21 protein-coding genes are annotated in these 22,708 nt (G+C 65.8%); 4 read left to right on the top strand and 17 right to left on the bottom strand.

What is annotated here, in order from left to right; genetic code table 11:
• Positions 1-10 precede the first annotated feature (10 nt).
• Complete coding sequence (dnaG, locus tag HBF24_RS11925; RefSeq protein WP_167173161.1) at positions 11-1,744, top strand: DNA primase; 1,734 nt, start codon at positions 11-13, stop codon at positions 1,742-1,744.
• 91 nt (positions 1,745-1,835) lie between these two features.
• On the top strand, positions 1,836-2,456 hold the full coding sequence (locus HBF24_RS11920; RefSeq protein ID WP_167173159.1) for a DedA family protein: 621 nt from the start codon (positions 1,836-1,838) through the stop codon (positions 2,454-2,456).
• Positions 2,457-2,465: 9 nt separating this feature from the next.
• Here the strand turns inward: HBF24_RS11920 and HBF24_RS11915 are convergent, their stop codons facing one another.
• Positions 2,466-4,097, bottom strand: a complete 1,632-nt coding sequence (locus tag HBF24_RS11915) for a Na+/H+ antiporter (RefSeq protein WP_167173157.1) — start codon at positions 4,095-4,097, stop codon at positions 2,466-2,468.
• A 37-nt stretch (positions 4,098-4,134) separates the two neighbouring features.
• Entirely contained in the window at positions 4,135-5,412 is a 1,278-nt protein-coding gene (locus tag HBF24_RS11910; protein WP_240922501.1) for an MFS transporter, read from the bottom strand.
• A 109-nt stretch (positions 5,413-5,521) separates the two neighbouring features.
• Here HBF24_RS11910 and HBF24_RS11905 point away from each other — a divergent pair, with 109 nt between their 5' ends.
• Positions 5,522-6,514, top strand: coding sequence for a bile acid:sodium symporter family protein (locus tag HBF24_RS11905; RefSeq protein WP_167173153.1), 993 nt, complete (start codon positions 5,522-5,524; stop codon positions 6,512-6,514).
• Here HBF24_RS11905 and HBF24_RS11900 read toward each other — a convergent pair.
• The 10 genes from HBF24_RS11900 to HBF24_RS11855 all read right to left on the bottom strand — a co-directional run bounded on the left by HBF24_RS11900 (position 6,511) and on the right by HBF24_RS11855 (position 17,862).
• A complete protein-coding gene (locus HBF24_RS11900; protein WP_167173151.1) occupies positions 6,511-7,809 on the bottom strand; it encodes a TolC family protein in 1,299 nt (432 codons plus the stop codon). The two genes, HBF24_RS11905 and HBF24_RS11900, sit on opposite strands and share 4 nt — an antisense overlap.
• Positions 7,806-8,117, bottom strand: coding sequence for a DUF3240 family protein (locus tag HBF24_RS11895; RefSeq protein ID WP_167173149.1), 312 nt, complete (start codon positions 8,115-8,117; stop codon positions 7,806-7,808). Before HBF24_RS11895 ends, HBF24_RS11900 begins: the two co-directional genes overlap by 4 nt.
• Positions 8,118-8,120: 3 nt before the next feature.
• Entirely contained in the window at positions 8,121-11,198 is a 3,078-nt protein-coding gene (locus HBF24_RS11890) for a CusA/CzcA family heavy metal efflux RND transporter (RefSeq protein ID WP_167173147.1), read from the bottom strand.
• Position 11,199: 1 nt separating this feature from the next.
• Positions 11,200-12,249, bottom strand: coding sequence for an efflux RND transporter periplasmic adaptor subunit (locus tag HBF24_RS11885; protein WP_167173145.1), 1,050 nt, complete (start codon positions 12,247-12,249; stop codon positions 11,200-11,202).
• An 80-nt stretch (positions 12,250-12,329) separates the two neighbouring features.
• Positions 12,330-13,724 (bottom strand): histidine kinase dimerization/phospho-acceptor domain-containing protein, encoded by a 1,395-nt coding sequence (locus tag HBF24_RS11880; RefSeq protein WP_167173144.1) that lies wholly within the window; start codon positions 13,722-13,724, stop codon positions 12,330-12,332.
• On the bottom strand, positions 13,711-14,373 hold the full coding sequence (locus HBF24_RS11875) for a response regulator transcription factor (RefSeq protein ID WP_167173142.1): 663 nt from the start codon (positions 14,371-14,373) through the stop codon (positions 13,711-13,713). The genes HBF24_RS11880 and HBF24_RS11875 overlap by 14 nt, the downstream gene beginning before the upstream one ends.
• Positions 14,374-14,391: 18 nt before the next feature.
• A complete protein-coding gene (cyoE, locus tag HBF24_RS11870) occupies positions 14,392-15,333 on the bottom strand; it encodes a heme o synthase (protein ID WP_167173140.1) in 942 nt (313 codons plus the stop codon).
• 77 nt (positions 15,334-15,410) lie between these two features.
• Positions 15,411-16,562, bottom strand: a complete 1,152-nt coding sequence (locus HBF24_RS11865) for a COX15/CtaA family protein (protein WP_167173138.1) — start codon at positions 16,560-16,562, stop codon at positions 15,411-15,413.
• Positions 16,562-17,131, bottom strand: a complete 570-nt coding sequence (locus HBF24_RS11860; protein WP_167173137.1) for a hypothetical protein — start codon at positions 17,129-17,131, stop codon at positions 16,562-16,564. Before HBF24_RS11860 ends, HBF24_RS11865 begins: the two co-directional genes overlap by 1 nt.
• Positions 17,128-17,862 (bottom strand): SURF1 family protein, encoded by a 735-nt coding sequence (locus HBF24_RS11855; protein ID WP_206064303.1) that lies wholly within the window; start codon positions 17,860-17,862, stop codon positions 17,128-17,130. The genes HBF24_RS11860 and HBF24_RS11855 overlap by 4 nt, the downstream gene beginning before the upstream one ends.
• Positions 17,863-17,924: 62 nt before the next feature.
• Here HBF24_RS11855 and HBF24_RS11850 point away from each other — a divergent pair, with 62 nt between their 5' ends.
• On the top strand, positions 17,925-18,140 hold the full coding sequence (locus tag HBF24_RS11850; RefSeq protein ID WP_167173133.1) for a twin transmembrane helix small protein: 216 nt from the start codon (positions 17,925-17,927) through the stop codon (positions 18,138-18,140).
• A gap of 208 nt (positions 18,141-18,348) precedes the next feature.
• Here HBF24_RS11850 and HBF24_RS11845 read toward each other — a convergent pair whose 3' ends face one another.
• The 5 genes from HBF24_RS11845 to HBF24_RS11830 are packed head-to-tail and all read right to left on the bottom strand — an operon-like array spanning position 18,349 to position 22,453.
• Positions 18,349-19,218 (bottom strand): cytochrome c oxidase subunit 3, encoded by an 870-nt coding sequence (locus HBF24_RS11845; protein WP_167173131.1) that lies wholly within the window; start codon positions 19,216-19,218, stop codon positions 18,349-18,351.
• 48 nt (positions 19,219-19,266) lie between these two features.
• Complete coding sequence (locus HBF24_RS17430; RefSeq protein ID WP_277344543.1) at positions 19,267-19,401, bottom strand: hypothetical protein; 135 nt, start codon at positions 19,399-19,401, stop codon at positions 19,267-19,269.
• Between the two features lie 20 nt (positions 19,402-19,421).
• Positions 19,422-21,038, bottom strand: coding sequence for a cytochrome c oxidase subunit I (gene ctaD / locus HBF24_RS11840; RefSeq protein WP_167173129.1), 1,617 nt, complete (start codon positions 21,036-21,038; stop codon positions 19,422-19,424).
• A gap of 33 nt (positions 21,039-21,071) precedes the next feature.
• Entirely contained in the window at positions 21,072-21,956 is an 885-nt protein-coding gene (gene coxB / locus HBF24_RS11835) for a cytochrome c oxidase subunit II (RefSeq protein WP_240922499.1), read from the bottom strand.
• A 29-nt stretch (positions 21,957-21,985) separates the two neighbouring features.
• Positions 21,986-22,453 carry a DUF2244 domain-containing protein gene (locus HBF24_RS11830; protein ID WP_167173259.1) on the bottom strand — a complete coding sequence of 156 codons (468 nt, stop codon included), beginning with the start codon at positions 22,451-22,453 and terminating at the stop codon, positions 21,986-21,988.
• Between the last annotated feature and the right edge of the window lie 255 nt (positions 22,454-22,708).

Genomic DNA, 22,708 nt, shown 5'->3' with positions numbered 1-22,708 from the left:
TATCGGTCTTATGCGCGGCCTGATTCCCGACAGCTTTATTGACGACCTGCTCGCCCGCGTCGACATTGTCGACGTAATCGGGCAGCGCGTGCCGTTGAAGAAGGCCGGGCGTGAGTGGACCGCCTGCTGCCCCTTCCACAACGAGCGCACGCCTTCGTTCTACGTCAGCCCCAACAAGCAGTTCTATCACTGCTTTGGCTGCGGCGCGCATGGCAGCGCCATCAAGTTCCTGATGGACTACGAACATCTGGAATTTCCCGATGCCGTGGAGGAACTGGCCCAGGGCGTGGGCATGCAGGTGGTGCGCGAAGGCGGTCGCGAGCGCGCCCCACGCGAGGATCGCACCGACCTCTACCAGCTGCTCGATACCGCCGCCGGGCAGTATCAACAGGCGCTGACACGTCAACCCGACGCACTCGACTACGCACATCGCCGTGGTCTTTCCGATGAGACGCTCGAGGCATTTCGTATCGGCTGGGCGCCGGCCGGGTGGGATTTTCTGTTGCGTCGGCTGGGCACCACGCCGGCGCGGGTCAAATTGCTGGAACAGGCCGGCATGCTTTCGGAGGGCGAGCGCGGCAAGCGCTATGACCGCTTCCGCGAGCGACTGATGTTCCCGATCAACGACCGCCGCGGCCGCGTCATTGCCTTTGGCGGGCGCCTGGTCGAGGGCGATGGCCCGAAATACCTCAATTCGCCGGAAACCCCGCTGTTCCACAAGGGCCGCGAGCTTTACGGCCTGTGGCAGGTCAAGCAGGCCAACCGCAAGCTGACGCGGCTGGTGGTGGTCGAAGGCTACATGGATGTGATCGCGCTGCATCAGGCCGGTCTGCCCATTGCCGTGGCCACGCTGGGCACGGCGACCACGCCCGATCACGCCGATGTGCTGTTTCGCACCGCCCCCGACGTGGTGTTCTGCTTCGACGGCGACCGCGCCGGCCGCGATGCGGCCTGGAAGGCGCTGGAGTCGGTGCTGCCGAAATTGCGCGATGGCCGCCAGGCCTATTTTCTGTTTCTTCCCGACGGCGAAGATCCCGATTCGCTGGTCGGCAAGGAAGGCCAGGCCGGTTTCGAGCAGCGCCTGGATCAGGCCACACCGCTTTCGGATTACTTTTTTGCCGAACTGGCACGCGATGTCGACACGCGCAGCCTGGATGGCCGCGCGCGTCTGGCCGAACGCGCGCGGCCACTGATCGCCAAGCTGCCCGACGGCGCCTTCCGCGACCTGATGGCGCAGGAGCTGGAAAAGCAAACCGGTGCGCGCGCCGTGTTCGAAGCCGCGCCGGCCCGGCGGCAAGGCCCGCTGCAACAGGCCAGCGTCAAACGCAGCCTGGTGCGCAGCGCCATCGCCCTGCTGCTGGCGCAACCGGCGCTGGCCGAAGCGGTGGAAAAGCCCTATGCGTTCCTGCGCTTTGACAAACCCGGCGTGCAGCTGCTGGCCGAATTGCTGGATGTGATCGGCCAGCGCCCGGATATCCGCACCGGTGCCCTGCTCGAGCACTTTGCCGAACGCGCCGAATACGGCGCCCTGCAAAAGCTGGCGGTGGCCGATGTGGTCGGCGATGCCGATGCCCAACGCATCGAATTTCTTGGCGCGCTGGAACAGATGCAGCGCCAGGCGCGCACGCAACGCATCGCCGCCCTGCAGGCACGTGGCGCCGAGGGCCCGTTGAGCGATGCCGAAAAGGCCGAACTGCGTGTGCTGCTGTCGAGCAAGCACGCCGACGCGGGTTCGGCTGCATGAGGCACCCTGTCCGGCATCCACGCGGCTGCGGCAGTCATCGCATTCATGGGATGATCGCCCGCTCCCGCCCGGACTGCGCCCCGGACTGCTGATGGACCTGCTGGAACGCCTGGTGAGTTTCTTTGCCGACCACGGCTATGCCGCCGTGTTCATGGCGTTGCTGGTGTGCGGCATGGGCGTGCCGATTCCCGAGGACGTGACCCTGGTCGCCGGCGGCATCATTGCCGGCCTTGGCCACGCCAATGTGCACGTGATGTTCGGTGTAACCATGGCCGGCGTGCTGATTGGCGATGCCACCATGTTCATGCTTGGCCATCATTTTGGCGTGCGCATGCTGGACTGGCGGCCGGTGGCCTGGCTGATCACGCCCGAGCGCTATGCCTCGGCACAACGCAAGTTCGAGCGCTACGGCAACCGCATGCTGTTCACCGCGCGCTTTCTGCCCGGCATGCGCACCGCGGTGTATGTCAGCGCCGGTTTGACGCACCGGGTTTCCATCGTGCGCTTTGTCGCGCTGGACGGGCTGGCTGCGCTGATCAGCGTGCCGATATGGGTGTATCTGGGGTATTTCGGTGCCGACAACCATGCCTGGCTGATGAAGTGGATCCATCGCGGTCAGACCGGCCTGTGGGTGGCGCTGGGCGCCATCGTGCTGATCGTGGCCGGCATCTATCTCAAGCGGCGCCTGCGCTGCCAGGATGAAGGGGACTAAGCGCGCGGCCTAGTGCGCGGCACGCGTGCGCCGCGCGGTCTCGGCCAGATCGATGTCACGCATCAGCGTGCGCACGGTTTCATCGTTGATGCGCATGCGCCGACGCAGGCGCAGCAGCTCGTCGCGTTCGGCACGAAACGCCGCCAGCCACACGGCCTGCTCAAGCCCCTGCGCCCAGCGCGCCTGCTCGCCGGCATCGCCCTGGGCCCGCAAGCGCTGCCGGTAGCTGGCCGCCACCCGACCACAGACCTCGGCATGCAAGGCGGCACGCTCGGTCTCCTGCGGCGGCTCCAGCGCCTCGATGCGACGCACCGCGGCGCGTGCCGACAGGCGTCGCGCCTCGCGCAGCTCGGCCTCGGCCGGGTCTTCCCGCGGCCATTTCAGGCCACGCAGCACCAGCGGCAGACCCAGCGCCGCCAGAAGCAGCGAGCACAAGATCACGCCGGCGGCCAGACATACCACCAGACCACGCGCCGGCAACGGTGCGCCGCCCGGCAGCCACAACGGCAGCGACAACGCGCCGGCGAGCGCAATGGCGCCGCGCACCCCGCCCAGGGTGGTCGCCGCGATCAGCCTGGGCCCGACCCGCGGGCGCTTGGTACCCCGACGCGCCGCGCGCAGCAACACCAGACGCAACATCAGCCAGACCCAGGCAAAGCGCAGCAGCACCAGCACCACCATCACCGCCGCCACCCACGGCAGCAGCTGCCACAACGCATGCCCGCCGACGGCCAAGACGTCCACGCGCGCATGCGCGACAATGCCCGGCAGTTGCAGGCCCAGCAACACGAACACCATGCCATTGAAGACAAACTCCAGCATGGCCCAGGTGCTGCCAGCATGCAGCCGTGTATCGGCACCGATCAGGGTCAGCTCGGTACGGTTCACCGTCATGCCGGCGGCGACCGCCGCCAGGATGCCGGATACGCCCAGGTGCTCGGCCAACAGATAGGCGGCAAACGGCAGCAGCAGCAACAGCGCGACGTGGCTGGGCGGGTCTTCATCGCGACCACGCCACCAGCGCCGCGTGCGGGCAAACATCCAGGTGACGGCAAACCCGCACAACAGACCGCCGACGGCGATCAGCACAAAACTGATGCTGGCCTGACGCAGCGAGAACACGCCGGTCAGCGCCGCGGCCACGGCAAACTTAAGCGCCACCAGGCCCGAGGCGTCGTTCATCAGGGCCTCGCCTTCCAGCATGTGCATCAGTCGCGAGGGCATGCGCTGGCCACCGGTCATGGCCGACAGCGCCACCGCATCGGTGGGCGACAGCACCGCACCCAGCGCGAAGGCCACCGCCAGCGGCACCGCCGGAATCAACCAGTGCACCACATAGCCCACGCACACCACGGTGACCAGAACCAATCCGAGGGCCAGCGCCATGATCGGCACGCGCAGACGAATGAACTCGCGCCGGGGCATGCGCCAGCCATCGGCAAACAACAGCGGCGGCACAAACAACAAAAAGAACAGCTCAGGATCGAGTGTTACATGCAGGCCAAACCACGGCAGCGCCAACATCGCACCCAACCCGATCTGCACCAGAGGCTTGGGCAGATTGAACGGCAGCATGCGCAACACCGCGCCGGACACCGCCACCGTCAGCAACAGCACCAGCGCTGTGATCACCACACTCATGCCCGATACCACCGCCTTGCAACGCCAAAAACTCGCCTCAGCATACGATGCCCGAGACACGTCTCGACAGCGGCGTGGACGGCAGCGTACCGGCCAGCGCCAGCACCATCGCCATCAGCGCCAGCGCGGCGACATACCAGGCCGGCGCGTAAGGCTGCGCGTGCGCCCACCAGGACACCGCCAGCGGCGTCAGGCCACCAAAGATGGCGTAGGCCACGTTATAGGCCAATGACAGGCCGGAAAAGCGCACCGGCGCCGGAAAGGCCCGCACCATGCTTACCGGCACCGTGCCCACCACGCCGACGCTCAAGCCGGTCAGCGCATAAAGGCCATCCAGCACACCGGCTGGAGCACCGCGCGCCAGTGCCGCGAACAGCCAAAGGCTGCTGACGGCCAGCGCCAGCGCGCCTACCACCACACTACGCGCCAACCCGAACCGGTCCACGCAAAGTCCGACGAACACGCACCCCATGGTCAGGCTCAATGTAGCCAGCGTATTGGCGCCATGCAGGTCGGCCGAGAACAGACTTTGCGCCAGCGTCGGCAGCATCAGGATCATCACCACGATGGCGCCAGTCAGCATCCAGGTCATCGCCATCGACATCACCACCGCGCGGCGATGCTCGCGGATCACGCGTTTGAGCGGCAGCCCCTGCTCCAGTGCCTTGCGACGGCGCAGCTCCTCAAACACCGGCGTCTCGGCCAGATAGCGCCGCAACAGCACGGCCAGAAAACCAAACACGCCGCCGATCAGGAACGGCACACGCCAGCCCCAAGCCAGCAGAGCAGCCTCGTCCATCCCCGCCCGCAGCGCCGCAGCCAACAACGAGCCCAGCAAGATACCGGCGGTCAGCCCGGCCGTCAGCAGCCCGCACGCCAGCCCCGTACGCGCGGCCGATACATGCTCGGAGACGAACACCCACGCGCCGGGTACTTCGCCCCCTACGGCGATGCCCTGCAGCACGCGCAGCATCAGCAATACCAATGGCGCGGCCATGCCAATGACCGCGTAAGTCGGCAGCAGACCGATCGCCAGCGTCGGCAACGCCATCAGGAACACGCTGAGCGTGAACATGCGCTTGCGACCGCGGCGATCGCCAAAATGCGCCATCACCACGCCGCCCAGCGGCCGCGCCAGATAGCCGGCGGCGAACAACCCATAGGCCTGCAGCAAACGCAGCCAGTCCGGCGTATCGGCGGGAAAGAAGCGCTGTCCGATTTCGCCGGCGAAATAGACGAAGATGACGAAGTCGTAGAACTCCAAAGCTCCGCCCAGCGACGCCAGCAACAAGGTCTTTACGTCACCTTTGCGCAAGCGGTGTGCATCGCTTTGTGGGCCTTGCGGATATGTGTTCAATGTCGCCTCCCTCTCCACGGCTTTGGTCCAGTTATACCCAAGGCGCAGCGCTGCTTAGAATGCACGGATGCAACTGACTGCCCTGGCCCGCCGCGCGCGCCCCGACAATTTCACGCTGACGCTGCTGGCCACCATTGGGGTGGCCTCGCTGGCGCCCTGCCGCGGTCGCTGGGCGCATGGCTTTGACATCCTCACCGATGTCGCCATTGCGCTGCTGTTTTTCCTGCATGGGGCCAAGCTGTCGCGCCAGGCGGTACTGGCCGGTGCAACGCACTGGCGCCTGCACCTGACCGTGCTCAGCTGCACCTTCGCCCTGTTTCCCCTGCTCGGCGTGATCGGCAGCCCGCTCGCCCAACTGCTGCTGACACCCTCGCTGCTGGCCGGCTTCCTGTTCCTGTGCTGCGTGCCTTCGACGGTGCAGTCCTCCATCGCCTTCACCTCGATGGCCCACGGCAACGTGCCGGCAGCGGTGGTCAGCGCCTCGATCTCCAGCCTGGTGGGCCTGGTGCTGACGCCCCTGCTGGCCGGCCTGCTGCTTTCTCGTCAGGGCAGCATTTCCGCCCAGGGCGCCATGGATATCGTGCTGCAACTGCTGCTGCCCTTCACGTTGGGGCATCTGTCGCGACCGTGGACCGGCGCTTTCGTCGAGCGCCATCGTGGCCTGCTCAAGTTCAGCGACAACGGCACCATCGTGCTGGTGGTCTACACCGCCTTCAGTGCGGCGGTGGTCAAGGGCCTGTGGCAACACACGCCAGTATCAGCACTGCTGGGCGTGCTGGTGATGGCGGCGCTGCTGCTGGCCGCGGTAATGGTGATCAACCTGTGGGCCTCGCGCCGGCTCGGCTTCGACCGCGAGGACCGCATCGCGATCTTCTTCTGTGGCTCGAAGAAAAGCCTGGCCAGCGGCATACCGATCGCCCGGGTGATCTTCGCCGGGCAGGCCATGGGTGCACTGGTGCTGCCGCTGATGGTGTTTCACATGCTTCAGCTGATGGTCTGCGCGGTGATCGCGCAACGCTATGCCCGCCAGTACAGCGCCGGCACCGTGACGAAGACCTAGAGATCAGGCAGACCGATTCGGCCCCGCTCGTGCTCGTCGGGGTCGGAGCCACCGGTATGGTGGTGCCACAGCTCGTGCGCATCCACCTGCACGCGCGCCACCGCCTCGATGGCATCGACCGCGGCGCGACGCTCGGACAACACCGATTCCAGCTCGATACGACGCGCGGCCAGCAGTTCGGCCAGACCACTTTCACCCAGCGCGTAGGCTCGCTCGGCCTTGGCCGCACTGGCCCGCGCCGCCGCCAGCGCCTGCCGGCGACTCGACCAGATGGCATGCACGGCACGCGCCCGCGCCACGCTTTCACGGGCGGCGCGCTCGATGTCACGGCGCACCATCGAGAGTTCGGCCTGGGCGGCCAGCGCATCAGCGCCGGCGGCTGCGGCGCGAGCACCACGCTGACGCACCCCGATGGGAATGCTCAGCACCAGACCGACCGCGCGCTCACGTCCGCCCAGGTCGTTGAGTACCCGAACCCCCACGGTGGGATCGGGCAGCCGGTCGGCACGCGCACGCCGGGCTTCGGCCTCGCGCTGACGGGCCTGGGCGTCGGCCGCACCTATCTCGTGACTGCGCGACACAATCAGCTGCCACCAGTGGCTGTCAGTGCCGGGTAACGGAGGTGGCGTGTCGCCCAGGCGCACGCGTTCGGGCAGAGGCAGGCCTGGGAAGGTGCTGCGCAAGGCCAGCTCGGCAATCTGCGCATCGGCGTCGGCCTGCATCGCCGCAGCTTGCGCCTGCGCCAGCGCGGCATCGGCGGCGAGAAGGTCGCGACGGGCGGCATCGCCCAGTTCGACCCGGCGCGCGATGGCCCTGCGGTCGCGCTGCCAGATATCCACCTGGGCGTGCTGCTGCATCGCAGCCGCGCGGGCGCGCTGCCAGTCCGACCACAGGCCGAGCAGGCGCCGGGCACCGGCATGATGGGCGTCAGCCAACATCAACCGCGCCGCCTCGGTCCCGGCCGCGCCAATCTCCCGGTCCAGCCTTGCCTTGTGCGGCCAGCGCAGCGGCCGGCTGAGATCGGCCTCCCATTCGTTGAATGTGCGTCCCCCCTCGATGCGACGACGTTGCGGAACAACGGTCAGCTGGGCCTCGTGCGAGCCAACCTGGCGCAGACGGGATTCGGCCTCGGCGCGCGCCAGTGCCGCTGCCGCGGCCTGCACCTCGGGCGTCTGCTCGATCACGTCGAGCACCAGCTCGGGTGGCGGCAAGGCGGGGGTCGACGCCGGAGACTCAACCGCGACCGCCGGCAGCATCGGCAACAACAGGATGATCAGAACGATGCCTTGTTTCATATCAGCCGCCCCATCGACTCAACCGGTTCCACCCACCACACAATGTCGGGATGCGGCATGCGTGCGCGTAGCTGCACCAGTACCCGCTCAACGTCCTCGGCGGGCAGTACCAACCACATCATGGCGCGGTCGATGCGACCACGAACCTGCTCCTGCACCCGCGCGCCGTCGAAGTGCTCGCCGTGTCCGGCGACATGCGTGGAGGTGAAGCCAGGCACGGCCGGCCGCATCTCCAGCACGGCAGCCAGCAATACATCCTCCAGATCACGCGGTGCCAATACGGTCAGCCGTTTCAGATCAAGACTCATGACTTACTCCTTGCCCTGGCGCGGTTGGCCGAAACGGCGGAACAGCGTGGGCAGCAGCAGCAGGGTCAGCGCGGTGCAGCTGACCAGACCGCCAATCACCACGATCGCCAATGGCTTTTGCAGTTCCGAGCCCGGGCCGCTGGCGAACAACAGCGGCACCAGACCCAGCGCTGCGATGGAGGCGGTCATCATCACCGGACGCAGGCGCCGCATCGCCCCTACGCGCACCACCTCGTCCATCGTCATGCCGGTAGCACGCAACTGATTGAAGTAGGAAACCAGTACCAGGCCATTGAGCACGGCAATACCCAGCAGCGCAATGAAGCCGACCGAGGCCGGCACCGACAGGTACTGGCCCGACAGCCACAGCGTGACGATGCCGCCGACCATCGCGAACGGCACGTTGCACAGAATCAGCAGCGCCTGCCGGATCGAGCCGAAGGTGGAGAACAGCACCAGGAAGATCAGTCCCAGCGAGATCGGGATCACCAGGGCCAACCGCGTGGCCGCACGCTGCTGGTTCTCGAATTGACCGCCCCAGGTGACGCTGTAGCCGGTCGGAAGATGGATCTCGCGCTGGACGGCGGCACGCACCTCGTCGACGAAACCAACCAGGTCGCGACCGGCCACATTTGACTGAACCAGCGCGAAGCGCGAGCCATTCTCGCGGCGGATCTGCACCGGCCCGGTAGTCGCCTGCAGCGTGGCAATGCGGTCCAGTGGTACCTGGTTGCCGTCGGCAGTGGCCAGATTCATGCGTTCGAACAGCGCCGGGGTGTCCATCAGGCGCGACTGGCCGCGCACCAGTACCGGAACCCGCCGCTGCTGCTCCAGCACGGTGCCGGCACGCATCCCCTCGAGCTGGCCTCGCAACTCGTCCTGCACCACCGAGACATCGAGTCCGTAACGGCCTGCCGCCTGGCGATCGATGCGGGCCTGCAGGTAGCGCACGCCCTCCTGGGTCTGCGCGATCACGTCCTGGCTGCCACGGGTCTTGCCCAGGATCGCCGCAATGCGGTTGGCGATCCGGTTGAGCGTGGACAGCTCCGGACCGAACACCTTCACGGCGATATCGCCGCGACTGCCGGTGAGCATTTCCGAGACGCGCATCTGGATCGGCTGGGTGAAGCCATACTCGACGCCGGGGAAGTCTTTCATGACCTCACGCAGCTGGCCCTCCAGCCAGGCTTTGTCGCGCACACGCCAGTCCTTCTTCGGCTTGAGCTGAAGGAACATGTCCGTCTCGTTCAGGCTCATCGGGTCCAGGCCCAGCTCGTCCGAACCCAGGCGCGCGATGACGTGCTCGACCTCGGGGACCCGCTGCTTGATCGCGCGCTCCACGGCCATGTCCTGGTCGCGCGAGGCCTGCAGGCTGATCGAGGGCTGCTTGGTCAGCTGCAGCAGCAAGTCCCCCTCGTCCATGGTCGGCATGAAGGTCTTGCCGGTCCCCATATAGGCCAATGCGCCCACTACCAGAGCGAGGCCGGCGATCACGCCCATCCAGCGCGCATGCCCCAGCGACCAGTCCAGCAGCGGCCGGTAACCGCGCTCGAGCTGACGCATCAGCCAGGGTTCGGCGTGGGCACGCTCGCGCAGCAGTAGCGAGCACAGCACCGGCACCACCGTCATCGACAGCAACAGCGATGCGGCCAGGGCGAAGATGATGGTCAGCGCGACCGGCCCGAACAGCTTGCCCTCCAGGCCCTGCAGGGTCAGCAGCGGCATGAACACCAGGCAGATGATGGCGATCCCGGCGACCACCGGCCGCGCCACCTCGCCCACCGCACGGTAGATGCGGTGCAGTCGGGGCAGATCAGCAACGCCGTGACCGGGCACCAGGTGGCTGACGGTGTTCTCCACCACCACCACCGCGGCATCGACCAGCAGGCCGATGGCGATGGCCAGGCCTCCCAGGCTCATCAGGTTCGCGCTGAGCCCCGTGAGGTGCATCATCAGGAACGCGATCAGCACCGCCAGCGGCAGGGTCAGCGATACCACCACCGCGGCGCGCACGTCGCCCAGGAACAGCAGCAGCAGGATCACTACCAGCACGGTGGCCTCGATCAGCGCGCTGCGCACCGTATCCACGGCGCGCTCGATCAGCGCACCGCGGTCATAGAAGACCTCGATGCGAGCGCCCTCGGGCAGGCTCGACTTCAACTGGTCCAATCGTGCCCGCACCGCATCGACCACCTTGGAGGCATCGGCGCCGCGCAGACCCACCACCAGGCCCTCGACCGCTTCACCGGCACCATCGCGGGTCACCGCACCGTAGCGGGTCAGGCTGCCATAGCTGACCTGCGCCAGATCACCCACGCGCAACGGCCTGCCATCGCGGCTGGCGACAACCACGCGACGCAGGTCCTCGAGCGTGCTGACCGCCCCCTGGGCGCGCACGATCAAGGCGTCATCGCCATCGCGCAGGCGACCCGACCCGTCGTTGCGGTTGTTGCGCATCACCGCGTCGACGATGTCGCGCAAATGCAGGCCAGTGGCGGACAGGCGTGCACGATCGGGTGTAACCAGGAAGGTGCGTACCTTGCCGCCCAGGGCATTGAGGTCGGCGACGCCGGGGATCGTGCGCAACGCCGGACGGATGGTCCAGTCCAGCAGCGTGCGCCGTTCGGCCAGGCTCAGTCCGCCGCCCTCGATGGTGAACATGAACATGTCCGACAGCGGTGTGGCGATCGGCGCCAAGCCACCGCTGACGTCCCGCGGCAGATCACCGGCAGCGGCGGCGAAGCGCTCGGACACCTGCTGACGCGCCCAGTAGATGTCGGTACCTTCCTCGAAATCGAGCGTGACATCGGCGATGGCGTACTTGGAAGTCGAGCGCAGGATCTGCGCGTGCGGAATGCCCAGCAGCTCCATCTCCAGCGGCACCACCACGCGGGTTTCCACTTCCTCCGGCGTCATGCCTGGCGCCTTCAGGATCAGCTTGACCTGGGTCGGCGCGATGTTCGGATAGGCATCAATGGGCAGCTTCAAATAGGCCCAAACACCGGCACCGATAATGGCCAGTGCGCCCAGCAGCACCAGCAGGCGCTGCGACAGCGAGAAACCGAGCAGTCGCTGCAGCATCTCACTCTCCCGCCAGCAGCATGGCCTTCAGCGCCCCGGCACCGGCCACGACAACCTGGCTGCCCTTGTTCAGGGGACCCTGTACCACGCTTTGGCCATCGCCGGTCTGCGCCAGCACCTTGACCGCAACGCGCAGATAACCAGCATCGCGCTCGACAAAGACCACATGCTGTCCGGCATGCTCGGCGATCGCCGACGATGGCAATGTCCAGGCGTCCTGCGGTGCCGGCAACTGCAAGGTGGCCGATGTCTGCTGCCCGGGAAGCAGCTGCTGACCACGCATGTCGGCGCGCACCAGGAGCGTCTGGCTGGCCCGATCGACGGCGGCACCGACCTCGCTGACCACCCCTTCGCCGGCACCGGCGCGTACCGTCAATCCCGGGCGCAGCTGCCCGGCATAGCGCGCAGGTACCTGGATCTCCAGCATCACCTTGTCAGGCTGGGCGACCACGAAGGCCTTGGCCAGCGCGGCCACCGGCTCGCCCAGGCGCAGGCTGCGCTCGATCACGCGACCATCCAGCGGCGCACGCAGTTCGTAGGTTCCCGCCGCGGCACCGGCCGCCTGCGGTGCCATCGCCCGGGCCGCCTGCAGCTCGCTCAGGCGCGCGGCGGCCGCATCACGACGCGCTATCACCGTCTGCACCCGGCTGGCGGGAATGATGCCTTCGTCGAGCATTTGTTGATCGCGGTCGGCCTGCGCCCGGGCCACCCGGTAGTCGCCGCTCGCGGCCGCCAGTTGTGCGCCCAGAGTCATCGCCTCACGGCTCTGGATGCGCGCCAGCGCCTGCCCACGCTTGACGGTGTTGCCCTCACGCGCCAACACCGCAACGGTGATGCCGGCGAAGGGCGCGGTGACCACGGCACTTTCATGCAGCGGCGCGCGCGCCATGGCCGGCAGGCCATCCACCGGCACCTGGTTGGCCGACGTGATGGCACCCACACGAATACCCAGCGCCTGCCGCTGGGCGGAACTGAGTTTGAGGGATGATTCGGCCGCCGTGGCGATGCCTGCACAGACCAGAAGCAGGCCGGCCAGCATGAAAGAGCGCATGAGACACCTCGCGAACGCATGTTCTGAACGCGAGGATCCCAACAATCAGCTTTGAACGACCTTAAGATGCGCTTGCACGATCAGCCGGGTAGCGCCAGCGGTGTCATGCCCTCAAGATCGGCCCACAGCCAGCCGCGGTCCAGACGAAACGACAGCCGCAGCTGCAGCAGGGCGGCCAGGCCCTGTGCCAGCGCCAGGCCCAGTCCGCCATGGCCGCTCGCCTCGCGTGCCGGCGACTTGCGCCAGAAACGTTCGCCGAGCCGTTGCAGGTCGGCATCCTCCAGCGCCGGCGCGAGGTTGCCGATGCTCAGTCGCACGGCGTCGGCAACGCCACGCATGTGTACCGCCACCACGCTGTCTTCGGGGGCGTGTTCGGCGGCGTTCAGTAGCAGGTTGTCAATCACGCGCTCCAGTAGCGCTGGATCGGTCTGCACCCAGCATTCAGCGGGGGCCTGGCATTCCAGCCTGATTCGCCGCCGCGTCGCCGGTCCCGCGGCCAGCTGCACGGAGCGCGTCAGCAGCGCGGCCAGGTCGACCGGCTCCAGCTGCACTTCCTGCATGCCCGACTCATAGCGCGACAGCGACAGCAAGCCGTCGATGCAGCGTTGCATGCGCTGCGTCGACTCCAGCGCGCCGTCCAGAGTCGACGAACCACCCACATCGCGCCTGACCAGTTCCACCGCGGTGCGAATCTCGGCCAGCGGCGTGCGCAGTTCATGCGCGACATCACGGGCAAACCGACGCTCCCTGTGCAACGCCTGAGCCAGGCGCGCGAATGCGTCATTGAGCGCGCCTGCCAGCGGACGCAGCTCACGCGGCAGGCGGTCCAACGGCACACTCACGCGTTCACCACCGCGCCGCGCGGCATTTCCAAAGGCCATCAGTGGCCGCAGGCCGCCACGCACGGCCAGCACCGCCAGCAGGACGGCAAACAGCGACGTCGCCACCACTCCGCTGAGCAGCGCGATATGTACATGGCGCTCCAGTGCGTCGACCTGCTCGCGCTCCTCGGCCACGGCCAGGATGGCGTCGCCAGCGTGGCCCTGGATGCCCACGCGCACGGCGACCGCACGCCCGCGATGCCCATCGGGAAGGCGAAGGTCATAGAAATACGGCTGATTGGCGGGCACCTTGCCCGGCGGCGTCAGCCTGCCCCCACGATTGCTTCCCGAGGCCAGCAATGTGGCGCCATCGGCACTCCACAACTGCAGGAAATCAGTATGCCCGCCGCCGGCGTATTCCGGACTCATCGCCTGTAATTCGGCCAGTGCCTCGGACGCTGGATGCGATTCCAGAAGCACCGCGATGGCGTGGGCTCGTGCCTCCAGCACATGATCCAGGCGCCCGTAGATCTGCCGGTCCACGCCACGATCAAGCAGCAGGAACAGCCCGACCATCAGCACGCCCAGCCCGGTGCAAAGAAACAGCAGCAGGCGCAGCCGTATCGAAGGCGGGCTAAGTTCAGACGACCACATAGCCATAGCCACGCCGGGTCTCGACCAGGTCGGTGACGCCGGCTTTTGCCAGCTTGGAACGCAGCGTGCTGACCAGCACCTCGATCACCTTGTCGGAAGCTTCGCTACGCGCATCGTACAGACGCTCAAACAACGTGGTACGGGTCAGCACCCGGCCCCGCTCGCTGCACAAGGCCTCCAGCAACGCGTATTCCTTGGGTGTCAACGCCAGTGGCTGGCCATCGACGCGCACCAGTCGCGCCCGCGGATCAACCTCGACCCGGCCGATCCTCTGCACCGGATCGGTCGCCACACTGCGTCGCGCCAACGCCAGCAGCCGGGCCGCCAGTTCGTCATAGGCAAATGGCTTGACCATGTAGTCATCGGCGCCCAGGTGCAACGCCTGGACCCGGTCGCTGACCTGATCCCGGGCCGACAGCACCAGCACCCTGGGCCGCGCGCCACGTCCCTGCAGCCAGCGCAACACGTCCCAGCCGTCCACCCGCGGCATCATCAGGTCCAGCACCATCGCGTCATAGTCGTAACCGGCCAGGAACTGCTGCGCCTGACGACCATCGGGGGCCAGATCCACGGCGTGGCCATCGCGGCTCAGCGCTTCACGCAGATCGCGTCCCAGGTTCGGTGAATCCTCGACCACCAGCAGACGCATGGGAAGCTCCGGCAAATGTCAGTGCGCAGCTGCCTGCTGCTGAAGATTCTGACCGAGCACCATCACATCCTGCGCAAAGCCCGGATCGACCAGCCAGTGATCGAACAGCAGGAAAGCGAACAGCGCCATCAGGTAAACGATGGAATAGCTGAACACCTTCATCGCAAAGCGCTCGTCCGGCGGGTTGAGCAGGCGGATGGCGTAATAGATGAAGCCGCCCCCCAGCACCACCGCGCCGCCCAGGTACAACAGACCGCTCATGCCGGTCAGGTACGGCAACAACGTGGCCAGGAACAGCAGCACGGTATAGAACAGCACGTGCCAGCGCGTATAGGTCACGCCATGGGTGACAGGCAGCATCGGCACACCGGCACGCGCGTAGTCCTCGCGACGGAAGATGGCCAGCGCCCAGAAGTGCGGCGGCGTCCAGGCGAAGATGATCAACACCAGCAACAAGGCATAGGCCCAGTCGTGGACACCGGTCATGCCAGTGACAGCCGCCCAGCCCAGCAGGGGCGGCGAGGCCCCGGCCAGGCCACCGATCACGATGTTCTGCGGCGTGGCGCGCTTCAGATACGCGGTGTAGATCACCGCATATCCGATCAGCGAGGCGAAGGTCAGCACCGCGGTCAGCACATTGACCAGCAGCACCAGCACCAGCATCGAGATGATGCCGAGCGAGGTGGCAAAAATGGCCACCTGGCGCGGACTGAGCTGACCGGTGGCCAGCGGACGATGCGCGGTGCGCACCATCACGCGGTCGATCTTCTGGTCAATCAGATGATTGAACGCCGCCGCCGAGGCCGAGGCCAGCCAGATACCCAGCGTGCCGAAGATCAAACCGCCCACTGGCGGAATGCCGGGCACGGCCAGGAACATGCCGATCACGGCGCAGAACACCAGCAACGCGACAACGCGCGGCTTGGTCAGCTCCAGGTAGCGGGCGGCATGCAGTTTCACAAACAACTCTCAACAAACGGCGTGGCTCCCGGCGCAATGCGCGGGAGCCACGCGAAAATTTCAGGTGGCCGTATAGTTTACGACACTTGGAGCCGGCGCTGGGTGCGCGCCAGTGTCGCCAGCAGACTGAACAGCAGCAGCGCGGCCATGCCGTTGTGCGCGGTGGCCACCGGCAGCGGCAGGCCAAAATGCACATTGGAGATACCCAGCGCGACCTGTGCCAGCAACGTTACGGCGATGCCCCAGGCAAAGGTGCGCAAGCCGGCACGCGCCACCTTGTGCGACAGCCAGCCCAGGTAGCAGAACACCACCAGCGCGCCGATGCGGTGCGCCATCTGGATCGCCGTGCGCGCGGCTGGATCAAGCACGCCACCTTCGTAGTTGACGCCAATCCCGCGCCACAGCACGAAGCCCTGATGGAAGTTGGTCTGCGGCCACCATTGCCCCATGCATTCGGGGAACGCCGCGTTGCCGTAGCCACAGGCCAGCGCCGCGTAATTGGACGAGGTCCAGCCGCCGAGGAAAATCTGGCAGGCCAGCAACACGATGCCCACGGCGATAAAACGGCGCAGGCGACGATGCTGGTCATCCGGCGCACCGATGGGCGTGAGGCGCAGCGCCACGTAGGCCAGCAGCGCGAAGGTGGTCATGCCGCCCAGCAGATGGCCTGTCACCACGATCGGCTTGAGCAGCAGCGTGACCGTCCACATGCCCAGCATGGCCTGGAAGATGATCAAAGCCAGCGCGATCACCGCCACCCGCCACGGTGGCGTGCGTTGCAATCGCGCGGCGACGAACAACGGCAAGGCGATTGCCAGCGCCGCCAGCAACGAGGAAACGATGCGCTCGCCGCCCATGTAAAGGCCTACGCCACAGGCGGCCGCCACCGCCGCGCCCACTACCGTCCAGCGCGCCCAGCGCTTTCGCCACACTGCGATCAGCGCCAACACCAGCACCATCACGCCTAACGTACCCGCGATCATGCGATGGAATTGCTCGCGCCAGGGCTTGCCCGGTTCCACCGGCCGGTGCGGGAAGGCGGCATCGGCCTGGGCGATGGCGTGGGCGTGATCGGGCCAGGTGACCTGGCCATAGCAGGTCGGCCAGTCCGGGCAGGAAAGTCCGGCATTGGACAGACGCACAAAGGCACCGAACATCACCACGCAGAACGCGAACGCAGCGGCGAACCAGGCCAGCTTCGCCGCCAGCGACATCTTCTTGCGAGCCATCAACGCAATACCTTCTTGAGATCCTTGAGCAACCCGTTGGCGTCAAAACCGGCCGGATAGTAGGTCAGCGCCGTGCCATTGGATTCGACCAGCAGCGCGGCGACCGTGTCCGCGCCCTTGGGGCGGAAGCTGGCCAGTGCATCGTTGGCATCGCGTCCAATCTGCCAGGCCGGCATCACGTCGCTGGCGCCAGCCACTGTCGGTGGCGAGCCCAAATACAGCAGGCGCACATGGCCGGACTTGGTGTTGAGCGCCACGCGCGCATTGCGCATCAGCGCCAGCTGACGCAAACAAGCCTCGGCACAGCTGGTACCCGGTAGCGCCAGCAGCGTCATCTGCGGCGTCTTGGCGCGCCATGCCCAGGTGCCGCCTTTGGCCATGTCGACACGCACGGATTTGAAATTGCGCTGCGGCGTCACCGGCTGGCCAAAACTCTGCGTGCCCGGGCGCCAGCCCAGCTCACCGAGCGCCACGGCAATGATCGCCGGCGCCAGAAAGACCAGCGCCACCAGCAGCAGCTTGCGGCGATTGCGTTGTGTCACGGGGGTGGTCGGCGTGGGAGCGTTCATGACTTGGAAGCGTCCTTGGGGTCGCGTCGACGGTGCAAAATCACAAAGATCGCCACCGCAGCGGCGGCAAAAGAGAACCACTGGAAGGCGTAACCGCGATGCCGGGCCGGCGGCATCACACCGGGCGTCCACTTGCGTACGTACGGCTGCGCCGGATCGGGATCAAGCAACAGCCGGCGCGGATAAAGGGGGTGCCCAAGATCCTTGGAAATATCGCCAAGATCCATGTAGATCATGGTCTTGGGCCACTGTTTCTGATCCGGCAGGCGATTACCCCCCATGCGCAGGGCCGGCGCCGGCGGCGGCACGTACAGGCCGTGCAGGGTCATGCGGTGGTCCGGCAGCGGCGGTATGTATGGCAGCGTCTTGCCACTGCCTCCACGTGGCAGGAACCCCAGTCCCACCAGCACCACGCGCTGGCCGCCGCTGACCACGAACGGCGCGTACACCTGCACACCGACGCGGTCGCCCAGCACCTGGTCGTCCATCACATAAAGATGATGACGCAGAAAATGACCGGCCACCGACACGTGCGGATAGGCATGCGCCGGCGCACCGGCGGCCACCTTCGAAAAAGGCACCGTGGGTGCCGAGTTGGCCGTGGCAAAGCGTCGCAGAAGCTGTTCTTTCTCCACTGCGCGGTTGAGTTGCCAGATGCCCAGCCGTATGAATAACACTACGCCGGCGAGGGTAAGCAGCACCGCGAACACCGACGGGCGACGCAGGCGCATCACCTGTGGCCACCCATGGTCACGGCTATACTGGATGTGGGCACTCGGATCAGGATTCTCACGTGGAAATCGTCTACAAAGTCGCGTTGGTCATCATGCTGATCGTGGTGCTGTTCAATCTTGGCCAGGCACTGTTCTTCATGATGACCGATCGTGGCCAGTCGCGGCGTACGGCCTGGGCGCTGACGCGCCGCATCGGCCTGTCGCTGGTGCTGATCGTGATGGTCATCCTTGGCATCGCCATGGGCTGGCTGCACCCGCATGGTGTGGGCGGCTGAGCGCAAGCGCTCAACGGACGGGCCATCATCGCCAAGTGACCGGCGCCTGACCAGTCGGCGAATCGCCGCACCTTCACCGGCTCCATGATACGCGCTTGTCGCGCGGTGCCCAGACAAGAAAACGGCCCCTGTTCCAGTCTTGGACCAGGGGCCGTCTTGCATCTGGCCACAAGCGTGGCGCGCACCGACAGGGCGCGCCACGCCCGGATCAGAGGATATACACGAACAGGAACAGCGCCAGCCACACGACGTCGACGAAATGCCAGTACCAGGCCACCGCCTCGAAAGCGAAGTGATTGTCCTTGGTGAAGTGGCCCTTCTTGCAGCGGAACCAGATCACGATGAGCATGATCGTGCCCAGCGTCACGTGCAGGCCGTGGAAGCCGGTCAGCATGAAGAACGTGGTGCCATAGATGCCGCTGTGCAGCGTCAGGTTGAAGTGCGTGTAGGCCTCGATGTACTCGTGCGCCTGCATGTACAGGAAGAACGCGCCCAGCAGCACGGTCAGGGCCTGGAAGATCAGCAGACGGGTCTGATGGCCTTCCTTCAGCGCATGATGGGCCACGGTGATGGTCACGCCCGAGGTCAGCAGGATCAGCGTGTTGATCAGCGGGATGCCCCACGGCGACATGATCTGGAACGCGCCACCGATACCTTCCGGACCGTTGGTCGGCCACGAGGACGTATAGCCCTTCCACAGGAAGTAGTTGGTGAACGCGCCATGGCCCTCGCCGCCCAGCCACGGCACCGAGAAGATGCGGGCGTAGAACAGCGCGCCGAAGAAGGCGCCGAAGAACATCACCTCGGAGAAGATGAACCACATCATGCCCATGCGGAACGAGGTGTCCACCTGGCCGTTGTAGTTGCCATGCACCGACTCGCGGATCACCGATCCGAACCAGCCGAAGAACATGAAGATGACCAGCGCCAGGCCGCAGAAGAAGATCGGCGGACCGATGCCGGCCGAGTCGTTCAACCAGTGCGCGGCGCCGAACAGCATCGTGAACAGGCTGACCGCGGCCACAATCGGCCACACACTGTTGTGCGGGATGAAGTAGACGCCTTTTTGATGAGCCATGCGTGGGTGTCCCGTGTCGCGTTCGGGGCTTTCCGGCCCCGCAGAAAATCAGGTGTGCTGGAGAATCAACAGGGTCATCAACCCCACGATCACCAGCACGCAGATGGTGACGGTGAGACGAACGCCCCGGCGGCGTGCCGCCGGGTCGAATCCCTGGGGATGCTGATGACGCTGCTCGCTCATGGATGATGCCTTGGGGCGGCTCAGTGGGACACGTCGCCGTGCGCCAGCTGGCTGTCATCGATGACCGGCGGCGTGGTGAACGAGTGGAACGGCGGCGGCGAAGGCAGCGTCCATTCCAGACCACGCGCGCCTTCCCAGACGCGATCGGCCGCCTTCTTCTTGGCAAAGAACACGCTGTGCACGATCACCGCCACGAACACCAGCTGGCTGGCGCCGAACACGAAGCCGCCAATCGAGCTGATCATGTTGAAGCTGGCGAAGGCCACGTTGTAGTCGGGGATGCGGCGCGGCATGCCGGCCAGGCCCAGGAAGTGCTGCGGGAAGAACAACACGTTCACCGAGATCACGCTCAGCCAGAAGTGCCACTTGCCCAGCGTTTCGCTGTACATGCGCCCGGTCCACTTGGGCAGCCAGTAATACACACCGGCCATGATCGCGAACGCCGCGCCGGTCACCAGCACGTAGTGGAAGTGCGCCACCACGAAGTAGCTGTCCTGGTACTGGAAGTCAGCCGGGGCCAGTGCCAGCATCACGCCGGAGAAGCCACCGATGGTGAACAGGATCACGAACGCCACGGCGAACAGCATTGGCGTTTCGAACGTCAACGAGCCCTTCCACATGGTGGTGACCCAGTTGAACACCTTCACGCCGGTCGGCACCGCGATCACCATCGTCGCGTACATGAAGAACAGTTCGCCGCCCAGCGGCATGCCCACGGTGAACATGTGGTGGGCCCAGACGATGAACGACAGGAAGGCGATCGACGCGGTGGCGTAGACCATGGCCTTGTAGCCGAACAGCGGCTTGCGGCTGAAGGTGGGAATGACCTCCGAGATGATGCCGAAAGCCGGCAAGATCATGATGTAGACCTCGGGGTGCCCGAAGAACCAGAAGATATGCTGGTACAGCACCGGGTCACCACCGCCTGCGGCGTTGAAGAAGCTGGTGCCGAAGTACTTGTCGGTCAGCAGCATGGTCACCGCACCGGCCAGCACCGGCATCACCGCGATCAGCAGGAACGCCGTGATCAGCCAGGTCCAGACGAAGATCGGCATCTTCAACAGGTCCATGCCCGGGGCACGCATGTTGAGGATGGTGGCGATGATGTTGATCGCGCCCATGATCGAGCTGATACCCGACAGATGCACGAAGAAGATCAGGAAGGCCACGCCATCACCGCCCTGCAGCACCAGCGGCGGATACATGGTCCAGCCCGCGGCGGGCGCGCCGCCCGGCAGGAAGAAGGTCGACAGCAGCAGCGTGAAGGCGAACGGCAGCAGCCAGAACGACAGGTTGTTCATGCGCGGCAGGGCCATGTCCGGCGCCCCGATCATCATCGGGACCATCCAGTTGGCCAGACCCACGAACGCCGGCATGATGGCGCCGAAGATCATCACCAGCGCATGCATGGTGGTGAGCTCGTTGAAGAAATACGGCTGCATCAACTGCATGCCGGGCTCGAACAGCTCGGCGCGGATGCCCATCGCGAAGGCGCCGCCGATGAAGAACATGATCAGCGCGAACACCAGGTACAGCGTACCGATGTCCTTGTGATTGGTGGACATCACCCAGCGACGAAGCCCGGTCGGCTTGTCGTGGTGATCGTCGTGGTGGTCCTGGGAGGCTGCGTGCGCCATGACCTTACACCTCTTGCCTGTAAACGAAATCGGTTAGCCCTGGGTCGCCGAAGCGGCACCCATGGAGGCACTGGCGGTCTGCGGCGCCGCGGCGGCCTTGCCGGCCTGCTCCTTGGCGGCCAGCCATTTGTCGAACTGGGCCTTGGGCACGGCCTTGACCACGATCGGCATGAAGCCGTGATCCTGGCCGCACAGCTCGGCGCACTGGCCACGGTAGATACCGGGCTTGTCGATCTTGGCCCAGGCCATGTTCACGATGCCGGGGATGGCATCCATCTTCCAGCCCAGCTGCGGTACCCACCAGGAGTGGATGACATCGCCGCCGGTGACGGCAAAACGGATCTTCACGCCCACCGGCACCACCAGCGGGTGATCGACATTGAGCAGGTAATCGTTCTCGCCGTCGGCGGCCTTGACCTTGTACGGGTCCAGCCCGGAGTCGAGCTGGCGGGTCTTGTCACTGTTGTGCGCCAGGCGCGACATGAAGCCGACGTGCTCGATGGCCTTGCCGTTGTAGTCGACGTAGTCGTAGCGCCACTTCCACTGGAAGCCGGTGACCTTGACGGTCATCTGCGAACCGGTGGTGTCCTCCATGTGCGCCAGCACACGGGTGGCCGGCCAGGCCAGGCCGATCAGGATCAGCACCGGAACGATGGTCCAAATCAGCTCGAGCTTGGTCGAATGGCTCCACTTCTCGGCCACCGCGCCCTTGGATTTGCGAAAGCGCACCATGGCGTAGATCATCGCGCCGAACACGACGATGCCGATACCGACGCAGACCCAGAACGAGGCCAGGTACAAGCCGTGCACCTGGTGCGAGATGGGCGTGACACCGCGCGGCATGGAAAGCTGCCAGTCGTGCGGATTTGCCCACACCGTGCTGCCGAACAGCGCACCAGCCAGCGCCAGCGCTGCCATTGCCGATCGCCTGATGAGGCCACGTTTCATCATCTTGCACCCTGGAATGATTGGACTTGATTCGGCTGGTAGCGGGTCAATTCCACCAGCAGGTTCTTCAATTTGTTCGACAGCTCGGTGCGCTCATCCTCGACCAGGAACGCCCCGACCTCCAGCTCACGCCCGTGTGATGCGAGCATCAAGCGCCGGTGCGGATGCCCGGGAAGCATCTGCACGCGCACCCAGTACGACTGGAAACACGTGCGGGCATGCCCTGGCAGAAACTCCACCTCGACCTGGCGTGTATCCACCGTGATGCGTTGCCCGCGCTCACCCGAACGCCACACCACGCCCAGCGACACCACCAGCGCCACCGACTCGGCCAGCGCAAACACGGGAGCGAACACGTTCCCCTGATGAGCACCCAGCACACCGACAGTGAGCACCACGCCGACCAGCGCGCCGATCCAGCACTTGAGCCCACGATAACTCAACGAACGATTTGGACGTAGCCACATCGTCACGCAGGAGGCTCCAGCGGCGGCAGGTTCGAGCACGATCATGACATCACGGCATGCCTGCAACTTGGCAATCATAGTTCTTGCAACGCCAGGCGGGCAACTGATCCGCGGCGCGATGCCACGCTTTCTCGCACCATCAGCGCCGCTTCGTGCATGCGCGTCCGTATTGAATATGTGCGGCAACATGCCGCATCGGGTTCACCCCCGCGACACCTTCATGAACTCGCCCGACGGCACCCTATCGCCCCGCCG

The sequence above is a fragment of the Oleiagrimonas sp. C23AA genome (genome assembly GCF_011759385.1).
Lineage (GTDB): Bacteria > Pseudomonadota > Gammaproteobacteria > Xanthomonadales > Rhodanobacteraceae > Oleiagrimonas.
Note: the sequence above shows the minus strand (reverse complement) of the source record. Positions and strands in the feature narration are given on the sequence as shown.